Origin of the sequence: Bradyrhizobium sp. 141, from assembly GCF_023074055.1 — a bacterium.
Lineage (GTDB): Bacteria > Pseudomonadota > Alphaproteobacteria > Rhizobiales > Xanthobacteraceae > Bradyrhizobium.
This window is the reverse complement of the sequence record NZ_JADPKR010000082.1, coordinates 424,012-447,424: the sequence shown is the minus strand read 5'-3', so window position 1 is coordinate 447,424 and position 23,413 is coordinate 424,012. Positions and strand designations below refer to the sequence as shown.

At 64.0% G+C, this 23,413-nt stretch carries 19 protein-coding genes; 7 read left to right on the top strand and 12 right to left on the bottom strand.

Going from position 1 to position 23,413, the window contains the following annotated elements; translation table 11 throughout:
- Nucleotides 1-392: 392 nt before the first annotated feature.
- The 4 genes from IVA81_RS25410 to IVA81_RS25395 all read right to left on the bottom strand — a co-directional run bounded on the left by IVA81_RS25410 (nt 393) and on the right by IVA81_RS25395 (nt 4,759).
- A complete protein-coding gene (locus IVA81_RS25410; RefSeq protein ID WP_247322994.1) occupies nt 393-2,039 on the bottom strand; it encodes a GMC family oxidoreductase N-terminal domain-containing protein in 1,647 nt (548 codons plus the stop codon).
- A 16-nt stretch (nt 2,040-2,055) separates the two neighbouring features.
- On the bottom strand, nt 2,056-2,649 hold the full coding sequence (locus IVA81_RS25405) for a GNAT family protein (RefSeq protein WP_247322993.1): 594 nt from the start codon (nt 2,647-2,649) through the stop codon (nt 2,056-2,058).
- Nucleotides 2,650-2,850: 201 nt separating this feature from the next.
- A complete protein-coding gene (locus tag IVA81_RS25400; protein ID WP_247322992.1) occupies nt 2,851-3,777 on the bottom strand; it encodes an SMP-30/gluconolactonase/LRE family protein in 927 nt (308 codons plus the stop codon).
- 136 nt (nt 3,778-3,913) lie between these two features.
- Entirely contained in the window at nt 3,914-4,759 is an 846-nt protein-coding gene (locus IVA81_RS25395; RefSeq protein ID WP_247322991.1) for an AraC family transcriptional regulator, read from the bottom strand.
- Between the two features lie 171 nt (nt 4,760-4,930).
- Between IVA81_RS25395 and IVA81_RS25390 the strand changes: the two genes are divergently transcribed.
- Nucleotides 4,931-6,034, top strand: a complete 1,104-nt coding sequence (locus IVA81_RS25390; RefSeq protein WP_247322990.1) for a mandelate racemase/muconate lactonizing enzyme family protein — start codon at nt 4,931-4,933, stop codon at nt 6,032-6,034.
- Between the two features lie 9 nt (nt 6,035-6,043).
- Here IVA81_RS25390 and IVA81_RS25385 read toward each other — a convergent pair whose 3' ends face one another.
- Nucleotides 6,044-6,400, bottom strand: coding sequence for a hypothetical protein (locus IVA81_RS25385; protein ID WP_247322989.1), 357 nt, complete (start codon nt 6,398-6,400; stop codon nt 6,044-6,046).
- Nucleotides 6,401-6,585: 185 nt separating this feature from the next.
- On the opposite strand from IVA81_RS25385, the gene IVA81_RS25380 reads away from it, so the two are divergent.
- A complete protein-coding gene (locus IVA81_RS25380; protein ID WP_247322988.1) occupies nt 6,586-6,810 on the top strand; it encodes a hypothetical protein in 225 nt (74 codons plus the stop codon).
- Nucleotides 6,811-7,090: 280 nt separating this feature from the next.
- Here IVA81_RS25380 and IVA81_RS25375 read toward each other — a convergent pair whose 3' ends face one another.
- Nucleotides 7,091-7,747: a glutathione S-transferase family protein gene (locus IVA81_RS25375; protein ID WP_247322986.1), complete on the bottom strand. Its 657-nt coding sequence runs from the start codon at nt 7,745-7,747 to the stop codon at nt 7,091-7,093.
- A gap of 154 nt (nt 7,748-7,901) precedes the next feature.
- On the opposite strand from IVA81_RS25375, the gene phaZ reads away from it, so the two are divergent.
- Nucleotides 7,902-9,125 carry a polyhydroxyalkanoate depolymerase gene (phaZ, locus tag IVA81_RS25370; protein ID WP_247322984.1) on the top strand — a complete coding sequence of 408 codons (1,224 nt, stop codon included), beginning with the start codon at nt 7,902-7,904 and terminating at the stop codon, nt 9,123-9,125.
- A 47-nt stretch (nt 9,126-9,172) separates the two neighbouring features.
- Here phaZ and IVA81_RS25365 read toward each other — a convergent pair whose 3' ends face one another.
- Nucleotides 9,173-12,502, bottom strand: a complete 3,330-nt coding sequence (locus IVA81_RS25365; protein ID WP_247322982.1) for an adenylate/guanylate cyclase domain-containing protein — start codon at nt 12,500-12,502, stop codon at nt 9,173-9,175.
- 312 nt (nt 12,503-12,814) lie between these two features.
- The gene (locus IVA81_RS25360; protein WP_247322981.1) at nt 12,815-13,330 is read right to left on the bottom strand and encodes a hypothetical protein; all 516 of its coding nucleotides are present in this window, start codon (nt 13,328-13,330) and stop codon (nt 12,815-12,817) included.
- A gap of 651 nt (nt 13,331-13,981) precedes the next feature.
- On the opposite strand from IVA81_RS25360, the gene IVA81_RS25355 reads away from it, so the two are divergent.
- Entirely contained in the window at nt 13,982-14,677 is a 696-nt protein-coding gene (locus tag IVA81_RS25355; protein ID WP_247322980.1) for an XRE family transcriptional regulator, read from the top strand.
- Nucleotides 14,678-14,695: 18 nt separating this feature from the next.
- Here the strand turns inward: IVA81_RS25355 and IVA81_RS25350 are convergent, their stop codons facing one another.
- The 3 genes from IVA81_RS25350 to IVA81_RS25340 form a co-directional block, all read right to left on the bottom strand.
- Nucleotides 14,696-16,159 carry an aldehyde dehydrogenase gene (locus tag IVA81_RS25350; protein ID WP_247323216.1) on the bottom strand — a complete coding sequence of 488 codons (1,464 nt, stop codon included), beginning with the start codon at nt 16,157-16,159 and terminating at the stop codon, nt 14,696-14,698.
- Nucleotides 16,160-16,267: 108 nt separating this feature from the next.
- A complete protein-coding gene (locus IVA81_RS25345) occupies nt 16,268-17,470 on the bottom strand; it encodes an ABC transporter substrate-binding protein (RefSeq protein WP_247322979.1) in 1,203 nt (400 codons plus the stop codon).
- A gap of 44 nt (nt 17,471-17,514) precedes the next feature.
- Entirely contained in the window at nt 17,515-19,449 is a 1,935-nt protein-coding gene (locus tag IVA81_RS25340) for an autotransporter domain-containing protein (RefSeq protein ID WP_247322978.1), read from the bottom strand.
- A gap of 138 nt (nt 19,450-19,587) precedes the next feature.
- On the opposite strand from IVA81_RS25340, the gene IVA81_RS25335 reads away from it, so the two are divergent.
- Together IVA81_RS25335 and IVA81_RS25330 are read left to right on the top strand one after the other, a co-directional pair.
- A complete protein-coding gene (locus IVA81_RS25335; RefSeq protein ID WP_247322976.1) occupies nt 19,588-20,781 on the top strand; it encodes a CaiB/BaiF CoA-transferase family protein in 1,194 nt (397 codons plus the stop codon).
- Entirely contained in the window at nt 20,778-21,707 is a 930-nt protein-coding gene (locus IVA81_RS25330) for a hydroxymethylglutaryl-CoA lyase (RefSeq protein WP_247322974.1), read from the top strand. The genes IVA81_RS25335 and IVA81_RS25330 overlap by 4 nt, the downstream gene beginning before the upstream one ends.
- 139 nt (nt 21,708-21,846) lie before the next feature.
- On the opposite strand, the gene IVA81_RS25325 is transcribed toward IVA81_RS25330, so the two are convergent.
- A complete protein-coding gene (locus IVA81_RS25325) occupies nt 21,847-23,175 on the bottom strand; it encodes an FAD-binding oxidoreductase (protein ID WP_247322972.1) in 1,329 nt (442 codons plus the stop codon).
- A 65-nt stretch (nt 23,176-23,240) separates the two neighbouring features.
- Here IVA81_RS25325 and IVA81_RS25320 point away from each other — a divergent pair, with 65 nt between their 5' ends.
- Nucleotides 23,241-23,402, top strand: coding sequence for a hypothetical protein (locus tag IVA81_RS25320; RefSeq protein ID WP_247322971.1), 162 nt, complete (start codon nt 23,241-23,243; stop codon nt 23,400-23,402).
- The last annotated feature ends 11 nt before the right edge of the window (nt 23,403-23,413 follow it).

Sequence of the window (23,413 nt, the reverse complement as noted above, 5' to 3'; positions counted from 1 at the left end):
CGCTCGTCCGCACGCGGGTTGCGGGCTCACAGAGACTACCCGCCCTGCCCGCCCCATCTCGTGCACGACGCTGTCGCGTCCACCGCAACCCGGCCCGCGCTTCGAACGACTCGCGAACCGCCCCTCTTCGTCGGGCCGGGCTGTGTCGACTTATGCCGTAAAACCGAATTTCGGTAAAGTGGAATCTTTTTGCGGGGAAGGGTTGACGAGGCGGCGACACAGCAAGTTTCGCAGGCCAGGAGCCAGCGAACGTGTCCCGGACGCGCTGCAGCGTGCAACGCTGCTGCGCTGAGCCGGGACCCAGAAGTCACGCGGGGATCGTGGCGAGATGGGCCCCGGCTCTGCAGCGCACCGCCAAGGCGCTGCGCTGCGTCCGGGGCACGAGAGCGCCCTTACGCCACCGCCGTATCCGGGATGCGCGCAGCTTCCATCGGCGCCTTGCCGCGGATCAGGTCCGACGCGCGGTCGGCGATCATCATGGTCGAGGCGTTGAGGTTGGCCGAGATCATGCGCGGCATGACCGAGGCGTCGATGACGCGGAGGCCTTCGAGGCCGTGGACGCGGAGCTGGTCGTCGACCACCGCCCAGGTGGAATCAGCCGGACCCATGCGGCAGGTGCAGCCCGGGTGGAAGGTGGTGGTGCCGCGCTCGGTGGCGGCGGCGAGGAATTCGTCGTCGGTGTTGATGTTGGGGCCGGGGAAATCCTCGTAGGCGTAATAGGGCGACAGCGGCGCGGACTTCAACAGACGCCGCGCGAGCTTCATGCCGCCGACGATGACGCGGCGGTCGAGCTCGGCGTCAAGATAGTTGGTCTGGATGATCGGCGGCGCGAACGGATCAGACGAGCGGATGCGGACATAGCCGCGGCTCTCCGGGCGCTGCTGCCAGGAGGCGACGGTCATGCCGGGCTCGTCCTCGAGCTGGCCCTGCACGCCTTCCTTGTAGCTCGCCGGGGTGAAGGTGAGCTGCAGGTCGGAACTGTCGGCGCTCTCGCCGGAATGCCAGAAGCAATAGACCATGGTCGGCGACAGCGACAGCAAGCCTTTGCGCGCGGTCGCCCATTTCAGTGCCTCGATCCACAGCGAAAAGCCGCGGCGAAGCTCGTTGATGGTCTTGATGTCCTTGACGCGCGCCACCGTGCGCGGGGCGTAATGGTCCTGCAGGCCTTCGCCGACCGGCAGCGCGTGACGCACGGCGATGCCGTGTTGCTGCAGTAGGCCGGGCGAGCCGATGCCGGAGAGCTGCAGCAGCTGCGGCGAATTATAGGTGCCGCCGGAGAGGATCACTTCCTTGTTGGCGCGCACCTCCACGGGCGTGCCACGAGGACCGCCCTTCATGTAGCGCACGCCGACGGCGCGCTTGCCCTCGAAGATGATCTCCGTCGCATGCGCATGCGTGTGCACATCCACGTTCGGCCGCTTCATCGCGGGCTTGAGGAACGCCGTCGCGCCGGAGACGCGCAGGCCCTTGTCGATGGTGCGCTGGCAGTAGGAGACGCCTTCCTGTGTCTTGCCGTTGTAATCGGGGTTGCGGGGAATGCCGAGCGAGACCGCGCCTTCCATGAAGGCCTCGCAGAGCGGATCGCGCCACTCCATCGTGGTGACGGTGAGGCTGCCGTCGCGGCCGCGATAGGTGTCCTCGCCCTCGCCCACGCGCTTCTCCAGCCGGCGGAAGTACGGCAGCACGTCGGCATAGCCCCAGCCGCGATTGCCCATCTGCGCCCAGGTGTCGAAATCCATGCGCTGGCCGCGGTTGTAGATGTGGCCGTTGATCGAGGACGAGCCGCCGAGCGTCTTGCCGCGCGGCGCGTAGATGCTGCGCCCGCCGGTCCAGGGCCCCGGCTCCTGCTGATAGGCCCAGTTGATGCTCTTCATGTGGAAGGTCTTGATGAAGCCCGCCGGCAGATGGATGTAGGGATGCCAGTCGGAAGGGCCCGCCTCGAGCACGCAGACGCTGGTGTTGGGATCTTCGCTGAGCCGGCTGGTGAGCACGCATCCGGCGGAGCCCGCGCCGACGATCACATAATCAAATCTATCCATGGTGCCTCGGCCGCCTCTAGCGCGGCTTGTCGTTGAGTTGAAATTCCAGATGCGTCTTCACCGTCGGCCATTCGGCCGCGGTGATGCTGTAGACCACCGTGTCGCGCAGCGTGCCATTCGGCGCGACCTGGTGGCTGCGCAGGATGCCGTCCTGCTTGGCGCCCAGGCGCTCGATGGCGCGGCGGCTCTGGTGATTGAAGAAGTGGGTGCGGAATTCGACCGCGATGCAGTTCAGCGTCTCGAAGGCGTGGCGCAGCAGCAAGAGCTTGCACTGTGTGTTAAGCGGGCCGCGTTGCGCGCTCTTGCCATACCAGGTCGAGCCGATCTCGACGCGGCGGTTGCCGGCATCGATGTTCATGTAGGTCGTCATGCCGACGACGTTGCCGTCGGCATCGAACACGGTGAACGGCAGCATCGAGCCCGCGGCCTGCAGACCGAGGCGACGGTCGATCTCCTTGCCCATGTTCTCCGGCAGCGGAATCGCGGTGTACCAGAGCTTCGAGAGCTCGCCGTCTTTCACGGCCTCGACCAGCGCCTCACGATGCTGATGCGACAGCGGCTCGAGACGGGCGTGCTGTCCACGCAGGGTGACGGGATCGGGCCAGGGCATTGAAGTCACTCTCCGTTGTCATTGCGAGCGAAGCGAAGCAATCCACACTGCCATATCCTCATCCTGAGGAGCGCGTCTTCGCGCGTCTCGAAGGATGAAGGCCCGGCTGGTGGCCTCGCCCTTCGAGACGCGCGCTAAGGGCGCGCTCCTCAGGGTGAGGGTCTGGGAGTTGCCTCGCCTCCCGTACAATGACGGCTTGGCTCACTTGTTCAAAAAGTTCAACGGCAAACCACCGCGCGGCCAGTCCATGGCGACCAGCTCGCCCTTGCCCGACAGGGTGATGTAGGCCGTCTTCAGCTCGGGGCCGCCGAAGGCGATGTTGGTGGTGACGCGGTCGCCGGTCGGGACCTGCTCGACCAGCGTGCCGTCGGGCGCGATCACCGAGATGCAGCCGGAGACGAGGGTGGCGACGCAGACATTGCCGCCTGCCTCGACCGCGAGCGAGTCGAACATCTGGTAGCCGCCGAGGCCGCAGATCGGCTTGCCGCGCTCGCCGCGATAGATCACATCGCGCGGCTTGAGCGTGCCGGGCGCGGAGAGCTCGTAGGCCCAGAGCCGCCCGGTCGGCGTCTCCGCGATGTAGACAATGTTCTCGTCCGGCGACAGCCCGATACCGTTGGCCGGCAGAACGCCATGCACGACCTCGACGAGCTCGGTCATGCCGGGCTTGAGATAATACATGCCGCCCACGTCCATCTCGCGGGCGCGGCGCTTGCCGAGATCGGAGAACCAGAGGCCGCCCTGCTTGTCGAACACCAGATCATTCGGCCCGCGCAGATCGTGCGCGCCGCATTTCGTCACGACGGTCTCGACCTTGCCGGATTGCAGGTCGACGCGCTGGATCGAGCCGCCGAGATAATCGTCGGGCTGCGGGCCCGGCATGATCATGTTGCGGGTCGGGATCCAGGAGAAGCCGCCATTGTTGCAGATGTAGATCTTGCCGTCGGGGCCGAGCGCGGCGCCGTTCGGGCCGCCCGGAATTTTCGCGACGATCTCCTTGCGGCCGTCGGGGTAAACGCGCGTCAGGCGCTGGCCGCGGATTTCCACCAGTACCACCGAGCCGTCCGGCATCACGACCGGCCCTTCGGGAAATTCGAGGTCGGTGGCGAGAACGCGGACGTCAGACATTGTGGGACCCTCCCGGCTGCTTGTTATGACTTGCACGGGATGTCCGGCACGGGCCCCGCAGGCAAGATTTGCCTGCGGTTATGACAAAGTCGCTGGGGCTTGCCAAGCAAGGCGGACGGTATGCCAGCGTTGCGTGCTACTCCGTCACCGGCACCCAGATCTCGAAGCCGCCATTTCCGGTCGCCGGATCGAACTTTTCGTCATAGCGCTCGAAGTTCGGTGCGTCTGCGGCTTTCAGGCCCGATGCCGGCAGCCACTGATTCCAGATCGTGTTGACGGTGCGGCGGATCGAGGCGACGTGATCGGTGTGGGTGAAGACGGCGTAGCGCTGCTCGGGGATGCGGATGCGGCCGAAGCGGCGCGGCAGGTCCGAGAAATCGGCGACCTCGACGCCGGCGATGTAATCGAAATTGCCGGCATCATCGCCGTTGCAGCAAACACCATAGGCGACTTGATTTTTCCCTTGGCCGACGCGCGCGGGGATGTCGGCGACGTCCTGGTGAAAGCGCTGCCATAGGCCGGGGATCATGGCGCCGTTGTCGCAGGCGATGCGCTCGGCGGGACCGGCGACGAGGAAGGCCTTTGCGGTTTCGAACCGCGGCGGGGCAAGATGGTCGAGCATGGTAGAGTCCATGAGGATCGCCTCCTGAAGCTTGAGGTGGCTCACACACGTTGCCGCCCTCACCGCTTCGGGCGTCGTGCCGAACTGGTCGCGGAACGCGCGGGTGAATGCTTCGTGCGAGCCGTAATCCGCTTCCAGGGCCAGCGACAGGATGTCGGGCGCACCGTTTGCAAGACTGCGCGCAGCCTCCGACAGCCGCCGCGCGCGCACATACCGCATCACCGGAAGCCCGGTGGCTGCGGCAAACGCACGCACGATGTGGAACCGCGACACGCCGGATATGTCCGCGATCTCGTCGAGCGTCATCGGCTCGGCCAGATGGCTCTCGATATACCAGAGCGCGCGCTGGGCTGGGTTCATGGCGATTTGGGCCCTCGTTCGAAGCGTCGCAATGGTGCGCCGGTCATGCCCGCTTCGCTTGATCGGCGTTGCTGTCCGCGCAGGAGGATAGTCCGGGAATGGCCACTGGCAACGCCTTGGCGTTCGTGGCTAAACTCCCCCGAACCGCTCACGAGAAAGGGGAACCGCGCCATGGAAATCACCGATGTGCGGGCGCACCATATCCGCATCCCCTATGACGCCGGCGTCGCGAGCTTTCGCCAGGGCGCTTCCGCGATCACGGCCCTCGACATGGTGCTGGTCGAGGTCACCACCGATGCCGGGCTGACCGGCTGGGGCGATGCCTTCGCCTATGTCTGCCCGCGCACCACGCGCAGCGCCGTCGAGGAGATGATCGCGCCGCAGGCCCGCGGGCTGAAGGTGCCCGATGCGGCCGGCATCCCCGCGGTCATGGAGCAGATTCAGCGAAATCTGCATCTGTTCGGCCGCTACGGCATCACCATGTTCGCGATCTCCGGCCTCGACATCGCGCTCTGGGACCTTGCTGCCAAGATCGAGGGCGTACCGATGCATCGCCTGCTCGGCGAGACCAGGCGCCCAGCCATTCCAGCTTACGCCAGCCTGTTGCGGATCGGCTCGCCCGACAACATCGCGGCCGAATGCAGGAAGGCGCTCGCGCTCGGCTATGGCGCGATCAAGCTGCACGAGACCACGACGCCGGCGGTGTTCGCCGCGCGGGAGGCGATCGGCCCCAACATTCCGCTGATGGTCGACATGAACTGCCCGCTCACGGCTGAGCAGGCGATCGCGTTCGCCGCGACGTGCCGCGACGCGCGACCGATGTTCCTGGAGGAGCCGGTCTGGCCGCCGGAAGATTTCGCAGGGCTCGCCGAGGTCCGCAGCAAAGGCGGGCTCGACATCGCCGCCGGTGAGAATGCCTGCACGGAACATCAATTCCGCCAGATGATGGAGGCGGGCGCGGTCAGCCACGCCCAGCCGTCGGTGACCAAGGTTGGCGGCATCACCGAATTTCTGAAGGTCGCGGCGCTGGCCGATCAGCTCGGCGTCAAGATCGTTCCGCACTCCCCGTATTTCGGTCCGGGCCTGCTCGCGACACTGCACTTGCTCGCGACGCGCGACGACGGGCTCGTCGAGATGTTCTACCTGAAACGCGAAGCGTGTCTTTGGGGCGGCCGCGCGGATAGCGATGCCACCGGCCATGTCGCGGTGCCGACAGGACCCGGGCTCGGCTATGAGCCTGATCGCGGCGTGATGGAACGATATCGCGTGACGTGATCGGCAGGCTTATTTCGCAGCGTCCTTTGCCGGCGGCGCGTCCTGCTTCTTCTTCAGATCCTCGGCCGTCTTCGCTTGCGCGGCCTGGAGATCGCCGAGCGTCTTCTGCAGGCCGGCGATGCCCGTCTTCAACGCATCGATCTGGCGACCCGCGGCGTCCAGCTTCTGCTGGTGATCGAGGTTGAGCTTGGTGATCGTCTTCTGCAGGAAGTCGACATTGCTCTGCAGGCAGCTGGTGCGGCGCTCCATGGTCTTCTCGACCGTGCAGATCTCGATCCCGGGCACGTCCTGCGCGTGCACCAGGGCATTCGCCAGCGTTGCGAGCAGCAATATCGCGAAACAAATGCCGGCGTTTCGAAGCAGCATGAAGGTTCCTCGTCCGATCGATCACGTCAATGTGCGCTTTTTGCGCACAGCCAGATGAGGCTACCACACTCGTACCGCATTCTCGCGTTGAGCTTGTGCCCGTTCCCTCGGACGGGGAACGATGATCCGCACGCGGCAGATAGTGGGCGCTCTTTCCGCGGCTTTGTTTAGGGGAGATTTTTGGAATGGCAACGCGCGATAGACGATTGGCGGAATTCGATGGCGCCGGAGAACCACCGCCGGGCTTGGCGCTCGAAGTGCTGTGCGAGGACCACAGCGGAACGTACCAATTGCCGTTCGCCTGCCGCTATGTCGAGGGACGCTGGCAGAACCACGAGGCCGGCATCGCGGTCGAAGCCACCGTCATCGGCTGGCGCCTGCCCCGCGTGAGGCACCGCGGGGCCGCTTGACGCCTGCATTTGTTCCAAAATGCAACGGCGCCGCGCTCCGCCTTAACGGACGGAACGCGGCCTGAACAAATCACGCCCGAATCAGCCGAAAGGCCTTGTACGCAGCTGTTCACGGCTAGATGTCGATGCGGCTGCGCGGGCGTGTACAATATCTGTGCGGCGCGGCGAGCGGCATCGACCACTGGCAGGCGCCAAAGGTTAATCCTGACAAGGGCATAGCTCTCTCAGGCCGCCGCGACCGGTCCCGCCCCCGAAACAGGCAAGGCCGCGCGAGGCCTGCCTAATATTCGACCTCGAGCTCCTCGATCTCGGCCGGCTCCTCCCGCGCTGCCGCGATCCATTCCTGCATCTCGGGCATCGCCATGATGGTGTCGGCATAGGCCTTCAGCAGCGGCTCCAGCTTGACGTCGTAGGTGACGAAGCGCGTCACCACCGGCGCGTACATCGCATCCGCCATGGTGCGCTGCGCCCCGAACAGGAAGGGGCCGCCCGATACCGCCAGACAGTCGCGCCAGATGGACCAGACGCGGTCGATGTCGGCCTGCGCCCGCGACCAGATCTTGAAGCCGGGGAAATGTCCCTTCAGATTCACCGGCAGCGAGGCGCGCAGCGTGGTGAAGCCGGAGTGGATTTCTCCCGAGATCGAGCGGCAATGGGCGCGCTGCACGCGGTCGTCAGGCAACAGGCCGGCTGACGGCATCACCTCGTTGAGATATTCGCCGATCGCCAGCGTATCCCAGACCACCGCACCCTCATGCCGCAGGCACGGCACCAGGATTGACGACGACAGCAGCAGGATCTCGGCGCGCGCCGACGCATCGTCCGGCGCGGTGACGATTTCCTCGAAATCGAGCCCGGAGAATTTCGCCAGCAGCCAGCCGCGCAGCGACCAGGACGAATAGTTCTTGCTGCTGATGGTCAGTGTCGCCTTTGCCATATGGCCCTTCCCTGATCCCGCCTCCGCCGGCTCGCGGACTTGCCCTGTGCTTGCCGTGACGTGAACAGCAAGCGACGTGCCAATTTCGCGGCGGGTCCGGCCGACGTTTGGCGCCGTTATTGCATAGCCCTGCGGAAGGGGTGGGCGTTTCAGTATGATGTCGATGTATTATCAGGCTTTTCAGAACCACATGGACCTGACCGCGCCGTGGCGCGCGGGGGCTTCGTCCGCGCTCAGATTGCTCAATCTGGTGCCGCAGGGCGTGTCGGATCAGGTCGTCGGCCGGCTGTCGGCCGCGCTGGAGCTGATCTCGCGCTCCACCCTCACCTATCACCGTCCCGCCTACGGCATCGACAGCGTCATGGTGGGAAATCGCGAGGTCGCCGTCACCGAGGAGATCGCCTACGCGACGCCGTTCGGCTCGCTGCTGCACTTCAGGAAAGACGGCGTGTCGGAGCAGCCGCGCATGCTGCTGGTGGCGCCGATGTCCGGCCATTTCGCAACGCTGCTGCGCGGCACCGTGCAGACGCTGCTCCAGGACCACGACGTCTACATCACCGACTGGCACAACCCGCGCGACATTCCGCGCAGAGAGGGCCGCTTCGGGCTCGACGACTACACCGAGCATCTCATCGATTTCCTGGGGCAGCTCGGCCCGCGCCCGCACATGGTTGCGATCTGCCAACCATCGGTGTCGGCGCTCGCGGCGGCCGCGATCATGTGCGAGGACAACCATCCCTCGCGCCCGGCGACGCTGACGCTGATGGCGGGACCGATCGACACGCGGATCCAGCCGACCAGGGTCAACGACTTCGCCAAGAGCAAGCCGATCGAATGGTTCGAGCAGAACCTGATCAACTATGTGCCGATGCAGTGCCGCGGCGCCCTGCGGAAAGTCTATCCCGGCTTCGTGCAGCTCACCGCCTTCGTCTCGATGAACCTCGAGCGCCACATCAAGCAGCACATGGATCTCGCCAACCACATCGCCAAGGGCGAGAAGGACAAGGCCGCGACCATCAAGACCTTCTACGACGAATATTTCGCGGTGATGGACCTTCCGGCCGAGTTCTACATCGAGACCGTGCGCGACGTGTTCCAGGAGCATCTCCTGCCGCGAGGCAGACTGATGCATCGCGGCCGTCCCGTGAACACCAAAGCCGTCAGCCGCATGGGCCTGATGACGGTCGAGGGCGAGAAGGACGACATCTGCTCGATCGGCCAGACGCTGGCGGCACAAGACCTCTGCACCGGCGTGCGCGCCTATCGCAGGGTGCACCACATGCAGGCCGGCGTCGGCCATTACGGCGTGTTCTCGGGCAAACGCTGGAACAACGAGATCTATCCGCTGCTGCGGGATTTCGTCCACGTCAATTCGTGACCGTCATTCCCTGCCCGCGGATGGCTCGCTAAGGAAACGGCACACGCCTAACGCGCTTGCGCGAGCAGCTCCTTCGCTTCCATGACTTCGGGAAGACTTCGCTCCGCATCGAATTCGGCGAGCACGGGTGCGAGCACTTCGGATGCCGCACCCGCTCGGCCATTTGTCTTGTGCAGGCGAGCAAGTCCAAGGGCGCTGCGCAACTCGAAGGTCTTCGTCTGCTGGCCTCGTGCGATTTCCAGCGCTCGCTTGAGGGCATTTTCGGCACCGGAATCCTCTCGCGGGTCACGACGCAACAAAAGCTCGCCGAGGGCGCGGTGCAGCTCGGCATCAAGCCAATGCTGACCGGACTGCTCCGTCCATGCAATCAATTCGCTCAGGATTTCCAGTCCGGTTTCGAGTTGGCCCACCTCCGCGTCCGCCATGGCGACATGCATTCCCCAAAATGGTTCACAGAGATAGCAGTCATTCTCGTGCAACAAGGTCCAGCCGCGACGCATTTCCGTCAGTCCGGCCGTTCGGTCGCCGGCGCGCCACTTGGCCAGGCCATTGAGGTAGGTGCCGGCGGCCACATACAGCGGCATCGTGTGGTCGCGCGCGAGACCGAGCGCCAGGATCGTCTCTGTCTGCTGCAACATGCCCCCGCACAGCCCGTCGAACACAGCGCGGTGAACGAGCGCATTGGCCTGGGACAGCGCGCGTTTTTCTCCGGAAGCACTCACGGCTTCGGTGGCCAGCTGACGCGAGCGAGCGATCCCGCCGAGCGGCCAAAGCACGAGGGCAAGGAACCTCATGATCACGAACGGGAGATCCAGCGCGGACGCCCTGAACGTCGCCGGATCCGGCTCGGCGCCATAGATCTTCAGTGCCTGCTCGAGATGAACTCTCGCGCTCAGGTAATCACCACCGAACCAGCAGGTGACGCCGCCCGTCCAATGTCCGACGACGGCGGCGACCGGCGAGTCCGGTCGTCGTTCAGCGGCACTCCTGATGGCATCCGCCAGCTCCCGCATCGGAGCGAGTTCGCCGTGTGTCAGGCAGGCATTGAAAAGGCCTGAATGGACCGGCGCAAGTTCAACGGGATCATTGATGTCGGCTGCGAACTGCCGGGCGCGCGTCCAAGCAGCGACCGTTTCGGGAGCGCTGTGACCGAGGCTGCCCCGTAATGCACGACCATATGCGATTTGAAGATGCAGTCTGCTCATCATCCGGCGGGGCTCATCGGGCAGCTCATCGGCGGTCGCGATCGCCTTGCCGAGATGCGCGATCGCCTCGGAATAGGCCGAGCGTTTCAGCGCCTGCTGGCCCGCCTTGCGCCACCACTCGAAGGCGTCCTCGCTCAGCCCCGCCTCGGTGAAGTGATGCGCCAGAACCTCCGGCTCAGTCTCGGCGACGACTGGAAACTTCTCACGCAGGACATCGCCGATGCGCTTGTGAAGCACCTGCCGTTTGCTCCTGAGCAAGCCCTCATAGGCTGCTTCCTGAACGAGGGCGTGCCTGAAACTATAGTTTGCTTCGGGCAGAGCGCCGCGACGCACCAGCAATTCCGCTTCCTCGAGTTGCCCGAGCGCCGCGCTCAGCGTCAGATCATCGCGTCCAGCCACATATCGCAGCAGCGCGTACGAGAAGTCGCGGCCGATGGCGGCGCCTATTTGCGCAACCTCCTTCACGGGAGCCAGCCGGTCGAGCCGCGCCATCAGCGAATCCTGCAGCGTCGCCGGAATGGCAAGCGGCGGGAGTGGACTATCGAGGCGATAGCCCCCGGACTCCTCGACGAGCAATCCAGACTCCAGCACCATCTTGGTCAGTTCCTCGACGAACAGCGGGATGCCATCCGTCTTGTCGATGATCCGTTTCATCATCTCGCGTGGCAGCTGGCGGCCCATGGTGACCTGCTCGACCAACGCACGCGTGTCCTGCCGGTCTAGTCTGTCGAGCTGCAACAGACTGACATTGGCAAGGCCCGACCAGGAGGGCTCGAACTCTGGCCGGGATGTCATGAGCACGAGGATCGGCAGCGCCCTGATCCGGTCGACCCCGAGGTCGAACAGTTCAAGCGTCGTGGCGTCGGCCCAATGCATATCCTCGCAGATGATCAGCAGGGGCTGCTCTCGCGCCAAACCCTCGAGCTGATCGAGAAGCGAAGCAAATGTCTGTCGCCGCTGCTGCGCGGGGCTCAAACCAAGCGGCGGACAATGGTCGCCGGTTGGAATCGAAAGGAGAGCCGCAATGAGCGGTGTCGCCTGGGCGACCTGCTGTGTTCCAAGGGCCAGCATGGCCTCGAGCTTCTCGAGCTTTTGCCCCGGCGTGTCGTGCGAGCGGATGCCGGCGGCGCGCTCGAGCTGCGCGACAAAGGGATGAAGCGCACTGTTGGTGTGGTAGGGCGAACACTGGTATCGCACCCGCCGGTGCGCTCCCAACGCGGGGCTTTCGCACAGCGTTGCGACGAAGCGCGACTTGCCGATGCCGGCTTCGCCGGAAATCAACACCATCTGGCCGTGCCCCTGCCAGGCCAGAAGCTGGCGCGAGAGCGCAAATTCAATCTCCTCCTTGCGGCCGACAAAGCCGATCGAGCGCGCCGCGCGGACCGCCTCGAAGCGACTCTCCGATGCAGTCGCCCCCTCGACGGCCCAGACCGCGATGGGTTCGGCTATCCCCTTGACCTCGCGACGGCCGAGATTGCGAAACGTGAAGAGATCGCCAAGCAGCCTGCGCGTCGAGGAGGCAACGACGACCGCTCCCGGTTCGGCGAGGCTCTGGAGCCGCGCAGCGAGGTTTGGTGTATCGCCGACCGTGGCGTGCTCCTCCGACGCATCTCCGCTGATGAGGTCACCGACCACCACAAGCCCGGTCGCGATTGCGATCCGCAGTTCGACCCGTTCGTCGGTGCCCGTCTTGAGTCGCCCAATCGCAGAGATGGCGTCGAGGCCCGCTCGAACTGCCCGCTCGGCATCATCCTCGTGAGCGCGGGGATAGCCGAAATAGACCAGTATTCCATCTCCGACGAACCTTGCTATCCTACCGTCATAGGCAGCAATGACGCTTGCGCAGGCGGCGCGGTAGGCTCGGATCACTTCCCACATATCCTCGGGATCGAGACGCGCCGAGAGCGCAGTCGAGCCGACCAGATCGCAAAACATGACGGTGAGGTGACGCCGCTCGGCGTCATGAGGAGGAGACTGCGATGCGATCAACGCGGCTGGATCGAGGTCGGCGACAGCGCGAAGCATCTTGCGACGATGGCCGAGCAGGACGCCGAGCTTTTCGAAGTCCTCGTCCATAAGTTCGGGAACGACGCCCATGTCGATCCCATTTTGGGCAAAACGCTCTGCGTATTGCCCAAGCCCCAGCGTATCGAGCCACTCCGCAATCTGCATTGGCTCCACCGATCGTGTGGTTGGCGGTTCGCAGAATTTTGGACCACGGCGCGCGGGAACAATATCCCAACGCCATCATGATGGCACGTCTTGTTTGCTGCGCAATAATTAGGTTACTCAGTACCGGCACCGCTGCGAGGCACGTACTTTGCTCGATGCGAACGGCCGCGCTACTCAAAATCGTCTGCACGCCGCGTTGGACGACAAAGGTTGCGATGAGCCGTCAGCCACTCACTCAAGCTGAATCCGGCACTAGGGCTTGTGCTGACGTCACGACACCGAGCGGACGCCTTTCCGTGAGCACAGCAGCCTTCATTCCTTGTCCATGGGCACTTCATGGTTGCGCGCCATCGTTCCCGCCGCAACTTGAAGCGAAGAACCGACCACCCAACAGCCGGCAACAAAGCCGATGAGGCCGTTGGGAAGGTTTTGATCAAGGACAAGGATGCTGACGGACAGAGTTGCTGCGATCGCAGCCCCGAACGTTCCGGCCGCACTCATGAGCTCAGCCACCTCGGATCCGTTGTATTCCTCCGAGGTGCTCGCAATCGATGTCCGCGCAACACTGCGCGACAAATCAATCCCAACATAATAGCTGAGAGCTCCGTAGAACATCGTCAGCAGCACGATCCAGCCGCTTTCAAAAAGGCCGCCTTTCTGACGCAACAGGGTCGCACCCACATAGAGGCCGCAAGAGGCCCCAACAGCCGCAAGTCCAATTCTTTCAAGAAGATGGGCAGTCTTGATAAGACTGGAACGGGCGATCCGAAGATTGCCGGCGTGCTTTGTCAGAGAAAATGCGCTGGAAATCGGGTTGCTGATCTTCATTGGGGGCTCCTCGTAAGTAGCAGCCTACCGGCCGATCCCGAACAGAAGCTGCGTGAACGCGTTTCGCGATGCCCTTGATTCCAATTTCTGAAAGATCTGTGAGTGATGGGGCTGGCTTGCTCGTGAGCAAGACGAGAGCCAATCCAAAGCTGCGAGCACGTGGCTGCGCAGGCATTGCATCTCACCCGTGCCTGTCGGTCAGCTTCCGGGTGCGGCAATTTCTTGCGGGAGTGTTAGACCCTAGGAGAATGACGGAATATGAAGCGGTTCACATATCGCAGCACCCTGGCGTTTCAGCCGGTCACAATTTCCGGAGTTGACGTGGTCCGGCAGGTGATCGGCCATCACGCTCGCAGACACGACTCGCATGGCCACCCCGAATCTCGTGAGACAGCGCGTCAAGGCCGTGCTTGATCTCGTCCAGCGCGGCAGGTTGACGCTGCATCAATGTGACGGCGGGTTTGGATGCCGGCGCGCTCCGGTTCGATTCGTCCCTCGATGGCCTCGGCGGCTGCCGTTTGCGCCGGGGGCGTCGGGCAACGTCTGCACAGCGCCCCCCTTGCCGCACAGCCCGAGCCGGTGCGACGGAACGGCGCTTCGGCGAGCGCCGGGGCACATACAACCTTGTGAGGCGCCGCAACTTCTGAAAATATGCGGCGCATGCATGACAGATTGCCTGGACGACGTCCCAAAATTTCGGAAGCGCCCGGAAACGAGGGCGCAATTTCCCGTAAAGCATCGACGAAATCGAGGCGGCAGCCGCGAACAGGCCGCACGGCCGACGATGCCCTCATCATCGAGCTCGGCAGCCGGGTGAAGCGGCTGCGGACGCAGGCGGGCCTGACGCTGGAGGAATTTGCAGCGCAGTCCGGCGTCAGCCGCGCGATGCTGTCCAAGGTCGAACGTGGCGAGAAGAGCCCCACACTCGCGATCATCGTGCGCATCGCCAAGGGGCTCAATGTCTCGATGTCCACGCTGATGGGCGCAGAGCCCGATCCTGCGCAGGTCGCGGTCATCCGCAGCGCCAACCGTTTGGCGTTCAGGGATCCAGAGACCGGCTTTGAACGTCACAATCTATCGCCGTCCCATCTGGACAACGACCTCGAGTTCCTGCTGCATCGAATTCCGCCAGGCGAATCCTCCGGTGAGCTGCCCCCCTACAAGGTGGCGACGGAAAAATACCTGGTCGTGCACGAGGGCCAGCTAACGCTGCAGACGGGCGACGCGAATTACGTCCTTGAGACTGGCGACTCCTTCTACTTCGATGTGCGTGAGCCCTACCGTTTCACCAATGCGGGCAAGACACCATGCGCGTACTATCTCGTCATCCGGCGGCGCCGCTCCTGACCCGAATGACTGCCCGAATTACTGCAACGTAAACGGATTGGAGATCGACGGCGTCGGATTGATGAAGACGCTCTTGGCCTCCAGATATTCGTAGATCGCTTCGAGCCCGTTCTCCCGGCCGAGGCCGGACTCCTTGAAGCCGCCGAATGGCGACAGATAGCTGACGACGCGATAAGCATTGACCCAGACCGTCCCTGCCCGCAGACGCTTCGGCATCGCGAGCGCACGGGCAAGATCGGTGGTCCAGAGGCCTGCGGCGAGGCCAAACGGCGTGTCATTGGCGAGCGCGACCGCCTCGTCGTCGGAATCGAATTTGATCACGCTCAGAATCGGACCGAACACCTCCTCGCGCGCGATCCGCATGTCGTTGGTGACGTCGGCGAAGATGGTTGGCTCCACGAACCAGCCATCGCCGCATTCCGGCCGGGAAGCCCGCCGGCCGCCGAGCACACAGCGAGCCCCTTCCTGTTTGGCGAGCTCGATGTAGTTAAGCACCTTCTGCAACTGCTGCTCGGTCGCAACCGGTCCGACATCGGTATCGAGGCTGTCGGGATCGCCGAGGCGCGCCACCTTCATCACCTCGACGAGACGCGCAAGAAACGCATCGTGGATCGACGAATGCAGCAGCAGCCGCGATCCCGCCATGCAGGTCTGGCCGCTCGCGGCGAAGATGCCGGAGATGACGCCCTTGACCGCATCCTCGATGCTGGCATCGCCGAAGACGATGTTCGGCGACTTGCCGCCGAGCTCGAGTGACACCCGCTTGAACTGCCGCGCCGCTGCTTCATAGATCTTGCGGCCGGCAAGATTGCCGCCCGTGAATGCAATCCGGTCGACGAAGGGATGCTCCACCAGAGGCTCCCCGGTCTCGGCGCCGAGGCCGGTGACGACGTTGACCACGCCTTTCGGAAAACCGGCCTGTTCGAACAGCTCGACCAGGGCGAGCAGAGAGGTCGACGCGAATTCGGACGGCTTGATGACCACGGTGTTGCCGGCGGCAAGCGCGGGGGCCAGTTTCCAGACCGTCAGCAGCAGCGGCGAATTCCATGGCGTGATCGCGCCGACGACGCCGACCGGCTCGTAGGAGACGTAGTGCAGCATGCCCTTCTTGTCGGTCGGCGGCATGCGGCCTTCGATCTTGTCGGCAAGCCCGCCGTAATATTGAAACCAGCGCGGCAGGTATCTCATCTGGCCGAGCATCTCGACCTTGAGCTTGCCGTTATCTCGCACCTCCAACTCGGCCAACCGCTCCGCGTTCGCCGCAATAAGGTCGGCAACCCGGTTCAGCAGGACGCCACGGTCGCTCGGGTGCATGCTGGCCCACGGTCCGCTCACGAAGGCGCGGTTCGCCGCTTGGACGGCCCTGTCGACGTCCTCCGCATTCCCCCTGGGGATGACGGCCCATGCCTTTCCCGTATACGGATTCTTGGTCTCCAGCCAACGCCCCGAAGCCGACTCGCACCATTCGCCGTCGATGAACATCTTGAACGCCTGGAGCTGATGCGGGGCATCGCCCCGCACCTGATCCTGCGACGTCGCGCGCGTCGTACCTTCTGCATTCATGCCGGCACCTCAATTCCCAAGTTTGGCCTACCTCACGGCGAGGTACGGACATCCGCTCTTCTCGGCCGGGACGAACAGGCCATCGCCCGGCAGTGTCGCGACCAGCTTGTACAGATCCGCCGGGCTCTTGGAGTCCTGCGGGCTCTTCACCTCGAAAATATGCATGTCGGAAACGACGCGGCCGTTGGGCTGGATATGCGCGTGCTGGATCAGATTGCCTTCAATCGGCTGCTGCAGCATCTTGGCTTGCACTTGCGCGGCATCGTCGGAGCCGACCGCGGCGACCGCTTTCAGATAGTGCGTGGTCGCGAGATAGGCGAGCACGTGGCCCATGGTCGGCACGGCGTTGCCGTTGCGGGCCATGAAGCGCTTCGACCATGCGCGGGTCTCGTCGTTCAGATCCCAGTAAAACGATGCCGCGAGTCGCAGGCCCTGTGCGGTCGAAAGCCCGAGCGCGGTGACGTTGTTCTCAAACACCAGCATGGTCGCGAGCTTGGCGCTCACGCCGAACTCTTTGGCCTGCTTGATCGCGAGCACCAGATCGGGCCCGGCATTGGCCAGCCCGATCACGTCGGCCCCCGAACCTTGCGCCGCCAGCAACTGGGATGCGAGATCGGTCACGTTGAGGGGATGCAGCACCTGGCCTACGACCTGCCCCCCGGAGGTCTTCACGGTCTCGCCAGCGTCCGCCGCGAGATTCTTGCCGAACACGTAATCAGCGATGATAAAGAACCACTTCTTGCCGCCCCCCTCGACGATGCCTTTGGCAATGGTCTTGGAGAGTTCACTGGTAGATGGCGCCCACTGGGTGCCATAGGGCGAGCAGCCGTCGGCGCTGAAATTCGAAGCATAGCCGCCGCTGACCAGGGTGGTCTTCTTCAGCGAGCGCGCCATCGCTTGCACGGCGAGCCCAACCGAACTCGCACCGCCCGGGATGATGGCGCTCACGCCCTGTTGCTCAATGTATTGGCGCGCGAGCGCCGCGCCGATGTCTGGCTTGCTTTGATGATCGGCGGAGATGACCTCGATCGGACGGCCCAGTACCTTGCCGCCGAAATCCTCCACCGCCATCTTGGTGGCGAGCACCGTGCCGGGCCCGCCATTGCCGGAATAGACGCCGGACATGTCGTCGATCACGCCGATCCGGAACGGCGCGTCCTCCGCGAACGCCGCCGCTGGAGCGCCCAGCAATATTGCGAGCGCTGCGGCGCGAAGCAGTGACAAGGTCATGTTTCCCTCCCTGATGTATCGCTGATTGCTCTTTCTCATCGTCGCTAGAACGCTACTTTGACCGCGCCTTGCAGGGCGAATTGCGGAGTGCTGGTGCCGAACGTTCCCGCCGCGGTCAGCATAGCGTTGACATTACCCGATAGCGCCGTGCTGAGACCCCCAACCACCTTGCCGTAGGTCCGATCGGGATTGCCCGCCACGACAGTGTAGATCGGCAAGGCGAGGGCCACGGTCTCCGCCGCAAGCAAAGTGCGCGCGCCGCCGAGAAAGTCGTGCTCGGCCGTCAAATTGATGAATGAATTGAACGGGCGCGTCCCGACCATGAACGGCGCACGGACCTGCACGCCCGCGCTGCCTGTCAGGCCTTCGAGCTTCTGCCGAGCGACGAACTGGGTGATGATGGGATCACCCGTCTCCGTGTACGGATTGACGTTGGTGTAGTCGTAGACGAGCCCGGCCAGCGGACCGATCCTGATGGCGCCCACGTCGAACAGATAGGCTGACTTGACGCCGACCGTGAAGGTGTCGCCCGTGGTGCTGCCGCGGATCGTATCGACGACGCCGGGGCGATCGATGCGGTAGTTGCTGTAGCCGTAGGTCGCAACGATGTCCGTCAGCAGATGCGGATAGGTGAAGGACGCATAGCCTCCGACCTGATAGCTGTCGAGATTGAGGTGACCGGTGCCACCATGCAGATTGGCAACCGGATTGGTATAGTTGAGCGCGCCGCCGACGCGAATGTTGGGATCGAGTTTGACGTCGGCGCCGAAGGTGCCGCCGGCCAGGGTATAGTCGAAGCCGACGGCGTTTCCGTCGGCGCCGAAGCGATCGCCGCGGCTGCCGCTGCCATAGGCTGCGGCGAGATAGACCGAGAGCGGCAATTCGGGCGCAACACGCGACGGTGTCTTCGTACTCATGCCGGACCGGTCCATGGATGCAAAGGCTTGCGACGGTGACGCCGCCCCTGTGACACGCGGATCGTTGCCGCGATAGGCATCCAGTCGCGAGAAGATCGAATTCGAAAAATTCTGGGCGGTGAGTTGCGCGATGTCGCCCTGCGCGGCAAGTCCGTCCTGCGCCGCAAGTATATTGGCCTCATAGCGCGCAATCACCGCATACCCGGCGTCGGTCGGGTGCAGATCGAACATGAAATGCTGGTTCTGCACGTCCTTCGACGCGGTGAGGCAGTTTCCGTCGAAAATGCAGGCCGTACCGGTCTTGAAACCCAGGCTGGTCGGATCGGTGTAGGCCTTGGTGTAGATCGCGGCAAGGTCGACGACGTGAAGGCGCACGCCGGGCCGGGCCAGCGGCGCGAGCGTGGCCGCAAGATTATCGTTGACCAGACCGAAGAACGTCGTCGCCCCCGGAATGTTCGGAAACGCGTAGGGCGCGCCGAGCGGATAGAAGCCGCCGATGACATAGAAATTATAGGCCGACGAGGAGAACATGTTCTCGACGACGAAATTGTGCCCGCCTGCTTTGATCAATTGCGAGATGTTGCTGTACTGCTGAGACAAGGTTGCCGCGGACAGCGTTTGCGGCGTGTACGCAAGTCCGATCGGATCGAGAATGCCCAGCAACGGTGCCGCCGAATTGTTGGGCATGCCACCGACGACGATCACGTCGTTCGGCTGGAAACTTCGGCCGGCGCTCGTGAACTCCACGATCTGCTGGGCGACTGTCGGCCCGCCATTGAAGGCGGGAAAGACGCCATTGCCCACGCCGTTGTAGGCGTAGTCGTTGCTCTTGATGAAACTATAGCTCGTGAGTTGCGACAGCCATTGCAGCGTCCCCTGGCCGTTGCCGCAGGCGCCGTACGGCGCAGATTGCGGAAACGCGATCGGACAGTTGCGCGCCACGTCGAGCAGGCTGTCGCCGAAGCCGTAGATCGTCCCGACCTGCTGCGCCTGCGCGCAGGTCACAGGCATTCCCGCGGCCAGCAGCAATGCTGCGGCCGGTACCGCTGACTTCAGTCTCACGGCGATCCCCCGTTTAGCGTTTACGTCCCTGCGTGGCGTCTTGATCCGCGCCTTGCAAAACGAAGCCTAGCAGAAATTTTCTATTATAAAAGAGAAATCTTCTATAGGAGATTTAGCCCATCGTTCGGAGGAGACAATATGGAAGGTCCACTCAGCGGCATTCGTGTGCTCGAGTTCGGCACGCTGGTAGCGGCACCATTTGCAGCGAGGTTGTTCGCTGAATTCGGCGCAGAGGTGATCAAGATCGAGCAGCCGGGCCAAGGCGATCCCTTGCGCAAATGGCGCAAGCTGCATCAGGGCACGTCGCTATGGTGGTACCTGCAATCCCGCAACAAGAAATCAATCGCGCTCGACCTGAAGTCCGAAGAAGGCCTTGCGATTGCAAAGGCTCTCGCGGCAAAGGCCGATGTCGTTATCGAGAATTTCCGGCCCGGCATGCTGGAGAAGATTGGCCTCGGCTGGGATGTGCTCTCCGCACTCAATCGCAGTCTGACGCTGGTGCGCATCTCCGGCTATGGGCAAACCGGCCCTTACCGCGACCGCCCCGGCTTCGGCGCCATCGGTGAAGCAATGGGCGGCCTCCGCTTCACGACAGGCGATCTCGAATCCCCGCCCGCGCGCACCGGTATCAGCATCGGCGACAGCCTCGCCTCGCTGCACGCCGTGATCGGCGCCCTGATCTCGCTGCTGCACGTCAAGGCCGGCGGCGGCAAGGGACAGATCGTGGACGTCTCGCTGTTCGAGAGCGTCTTCAATCTGATGGAGAGCCTCATTCCGGAATTCGATCTGATGGGCCATGTTCGCACGCGCAGCGGCGGTGCGCTGCCCGGCATCAGTCCATCCAACACTTATCCGACGCGCGATGGCGGTTACGTCGTGATTGCCGGAAACAGTGATGCGATTTTCAAACGGCTGATGGTGGCGGTCGGCAGACCTGATCTGGCTGCCGATGAAGAGCTGGCAACCAACGACGGGCGTGTCGCTCGCAATGCCGAACTCGATGGTGCCATTGCCGATTGGACCCGCCGGCATACCGTTGCAGAGGCGCTCGCGGTTCTTGAATCGGCCGGCGTTCCCGCCGGCCGCATTTATTCGGTAGCCGACATTGTCGACGACCCGCACTATCTCGCGCGCGAGATGATCGTCCCGGCCGTACTGCCCGGCGACGTGCGCGTGAAAATGCCCGGCATTGTCCCGAAGCTTTCGGACACTCCCGGCGCGGTACTCTGGAGCGGCCCAGAACTCGGTGCGCACACCGAAGTGATCCTCACCGAACTCGGCAAGACCGATCAGGACATCCGGGAGCTGCGGCGGCGGGGTGTCGTCCAATGAGCGACACACCCGATATCGCCATTCAGGAGGTCTGCCCGCGCGACGGCCTCCAAATCGAGCCGGTCATCGTGTCGACCGAACGCAAGATCGCTCTGATCGACCGCTTGTCCGAGTTGGGGTTTCGCCGGATCGAGGCGGGCTCCTTCGTCTCGCCAAGAGCGGTCCCCGCCCTCGCCGACGGGGATGCCGTATTCCGCTCCATCGTTCGACGCCAAGGGGTGACGTTCGTTGCGCTTATCCCCAACCGCAGGGGCGCCGAACGCGCCATCCTGGCCGGCGCCGATGAGCTAAATTTCGTGATGTCGGCGAGCGAGACGCACAATCGCACCAATATGGGCATGGACCACGAGGGTTCACTATCGGCCCTCGCCGAAGTGACCGCGACGACCGGCGTACGCATTCACATCAATGCAACCCTCGCGACCGCCTTCGGATGTCCGTTCGAAGGCGAGCAGGACGAGGGAAAGGTGCTACGCCTGATCGAGGCATATCTCCGCCGCGGCGCGCAAAGCATCACCCTCGCAGATACAACCGGCATGGCGAATCCGAAGCTCGTGAGACAGCGCGTGAAATCCGTTCTCGGTCTCGTCCCTCGCGACGAGTTGACCTTGCATTTCCACAATACGAGGGGGCTCGGACTCGTCAACGTGATGGCCGGTTTCGACGCCGGCGCGCTCCGTTTCGATGCGTCTCTCGGCGGTATCGGCGGCTGTCCCTTTGCACCGGGCGCCTCGGGTAATGTCTGCACCGAAGACCTCGTCAATCTCTGCGAGGACATCGGTCTGAACACCGGCCTCGATCTGGAAGGCCTGATTGCACTGTCCCGCGAGCTGCCGTCGATGATCGGGCACGCCGTACCGGGACAAGTGGCCAAGGCCGGGCGGGCTTGCGATCTCCACCCGGTCGGGATGGCGCCGACAAGCTGACGGAGGCGAAGAACGCTGATCGTGAAACACGCTTTCGGTCTCCGGTTCGCGCCGGGGCGGCGCGCCTTCAGGCCGACCACTGCTCGCCTCCGAGCACAGAGGCGCTCCACCGGGCGAGGACTTTCCGCCTCCAACACTCTCAGAACGGGCTGACTGGCACCAGTCGCCGGCCGTCGATCATGCGCTTGTGGCTGTAGGCGGCGGGATCGACCAGCGGCGTCGCGCCGGTCACGATGTCGGCGGCGAGCTTGCCGGCCGCGGGGCCGATGCCAAAGCCATGGCCGGAGAAACCGGTCGCAAGGAAGAAGCCCGGCAAGGCATCGACCGGCGAGATCACCGGGATCGTGTCGGGCGTGCAATCGATGGTACCGCCCCAGGCCTCAGCGATTGCGATGTCCTTCAGTTCCGGGTTTGACTTGATCAGCGACGCCAGCGCGGCATTGACCAGCGACATGTCGGGCTCGGGATCGCGTACGCGCTCGGTCTCGAACGGCGACGGCCTGTCAAAGCTCCAGTTGATGCCGCGCACGATCTGGTCGAAGAAAGACTTGCCGAACGACAGCTTCAGCCCGTTCTTGCGATGCTGGTAGGTCGGCCAGAAGGTGCGTGCATAGCGGAACAGGTCGGGCGACAGCTCGACCGTGCCGCGGTTGCGCAGCGCCAGCGTGAAGCCGCCATCGAGGCGGCGACGAATGCAATAGAGATCCGTGCCGAGCGCGCCCGAGGTGATCTCCGGACCCGGCGTGGTCCGGCACGCGGTGGCGTTGACGAGGCCGATCGGCAGCTCGATGCCGTGACGGCGGCAGAACAGAGACGACCACGCGCCGCCCGACAGCAGCACGGATGGGGTGCGGATTGTACCTTTCTCGGTGACGACGGCGCTGATGCGGCCGCCTTGCGTCTCCAGTCCGCGCGCAGCGCAGCCCTGATGGATGGTGACGCCATGTTTTCGCGCGGCAGTGGCGAGCGCCGGCACGGCCATCGAGGGCTCGGCACGACCGTCGCTCGGCGTGTGCAGCCCGCCCACCCATGCGTCGGTATTGCCCGGCATGCGCTCGGCGACCTCTGTTGGCGTCAGGACGGTGGAGTGGACCTGCATCTCGCGCGCAACCGCGGCCCAGCGCTCCCAGCTCGCGAGCTCCTCCTTGCTCTTGGTCAGGAACAACACGCCGGTACGGCGGAAACCGGCATCGACGCCGGCATCGTTCTGCATGTCTTCCCACAGATGCAGCGCCTCGCGGGCCAGCGGAATCTCCTCGCGGGCGCGGCCCTGCTGCCGGCACCAGCCCCAATTGCGGCTCGACTGCTCGCCGCCGACATGGCCCTTCTCGAGAAGCGCGACGGAGTGTCCCTTCTTCGCCAGATGATAGGCCGCGGAGACGCCGATCACGCCACCGCCGATGACGACGACATCCACCTGCGCCGGCAGGGTCTGGTCGCTTGCTATGCGGTTGAGCGGCGGAGACACGGGACACTCCTGGACTTCAGTTCGAACGATCATGACCAAATACAGCTGTCAATCGCATTGCTAGTATGCGCGACCTTTTCACTCCGCGCCGCGACACCAACAGTCCGAAGGACGCCCCGACGATCGAAGCGGACGGCCGCGCCAGACTGATTCGCCCGCAGGTTGCGCTCGCCCGCCGCCGGTACCACCGCAAATTGACCCTCGACGCCGCCAAGCGGAGCCTGTAGCTCACATCGAG

Bases quoted from the DNA above. Each gene is read 5' to 3' on its own strand.
- IVA81_RS25320 (WP_247322971.1), top strand. From the start codon at position 23,241: ATGCGCGACCTTTTCACTCCGCGCCGCGACACCAACAGTCCGAAGGAC.
- IVA81_RS25360 (WP_247322981.1), bottom strand. From the start codon at position 13,330: ATGAAGATCAGCAACCCGATTTCCAGCGCATTTTCTCTGACAAAGCAC.
- IVA81_RS25350 (WP_247323216.1), bottom strand. From the start codon at position 16,159: ATGTTCATCGACGGCGAATGGTGCGAGTCGGCTTCGGGGCGTTGGCTG.
- IVA81_RS25395 (WP_247322991.1), bottom strand. From the start codon at position 4,759: ATGAACCCAGCCCAGCGCGCGCTCTGGTATATCGAGAGCCATCTGGCC.
- IVA81_RS25400 (WP_247322992.1), bottom strand. From the start codon at position 3,777: ATGTCTGACGTCCGCGTTCTCGCCACCGACCTCGAATTTCCCGAAGGG.
- IVA81_RS25380 (WP_247322988.1), top strand. From the start codon at position 6,586: ATGGCAACGCGCGATAGACGATTGGCGGAATTCGATGGCGCCGGAGAA.
- IVA81_RS25365 (WP_247322982.1), bottom strand. From the start codon at position 12,502: ATGCAGATTGCGGAGTGGCTCGATACGCTGGGGCTTGGGCAATACGCA.
- IVA81_RS25330 (WP_247322974.1), top strand. From the start codon at position 20,778: ATGAGCGACACACCCGATATCGCCATTCAGGAGGTCTGCCCGCGCGAC.
- IVA81_RS25355 (WP_247322980.1), top strand. From the start codon at position 13,982: ATGCGGCGCATGCATGACAGATTGCCTGGACGACGTCCCAAAATTTCG.
- IVA81_RS25410 (WP_247322994.1), bottom strand. From the start codon at position 2,039: ATGGATAGATTTGATTATGTGATCGTCGGCGCGGGCTCCGCCGGATGC.
- IVA81_RS25345 (WP_247322979.1), bottom strand. From the start codon at position 17,470: ATGACCTTGTCACTGCTTCGCGCCGCAGCGCTCGCAATATTGCTGGGC.
- IVA81_RS25385 (WP_247322989.1), bottom strand. From the start codon at position 6,400: ATGCTGCTTCGAAACGCCGGCATTTGTTTCGCGATATTGCTGCTCGCA.
- IVA81_RS25375 (WP_247322986.1), bottom strand. From the start codon at position 7,747: ATGGCAAAGGCGACACTGACCATCAGCAGCAAGAACTATTCGTCCTGG.
- IVA81_RS25405 (WP_247322993.1), bottom strand. From the start codon at position 2,649: ATGCCCTGGCCCGATCCCGTCACCCTGCGTGGACAGCACGCCCGTCTC.
- IVA81_RS25335 (WP_247322976.1), top strand. From the start codon at position 19,588: ATGGAAGGTCCACTCAGCGGCATTCGTGTGCTCGAGTTCGGCACGCTG.
- phaZ (WP_247322984.1), top strand. From the start codon at position 7,902: ATGATGTCGATGTATTATCAGGCTTTTCAGAACCACATGGACCTGACC.
- IVA81_RS25390 (WP_247322990.1), top strand. From the start codon at position 4,931: ATGGAAATCACCGATGTGCGGGCGCACCATATCCGCATCCCCTATGAC.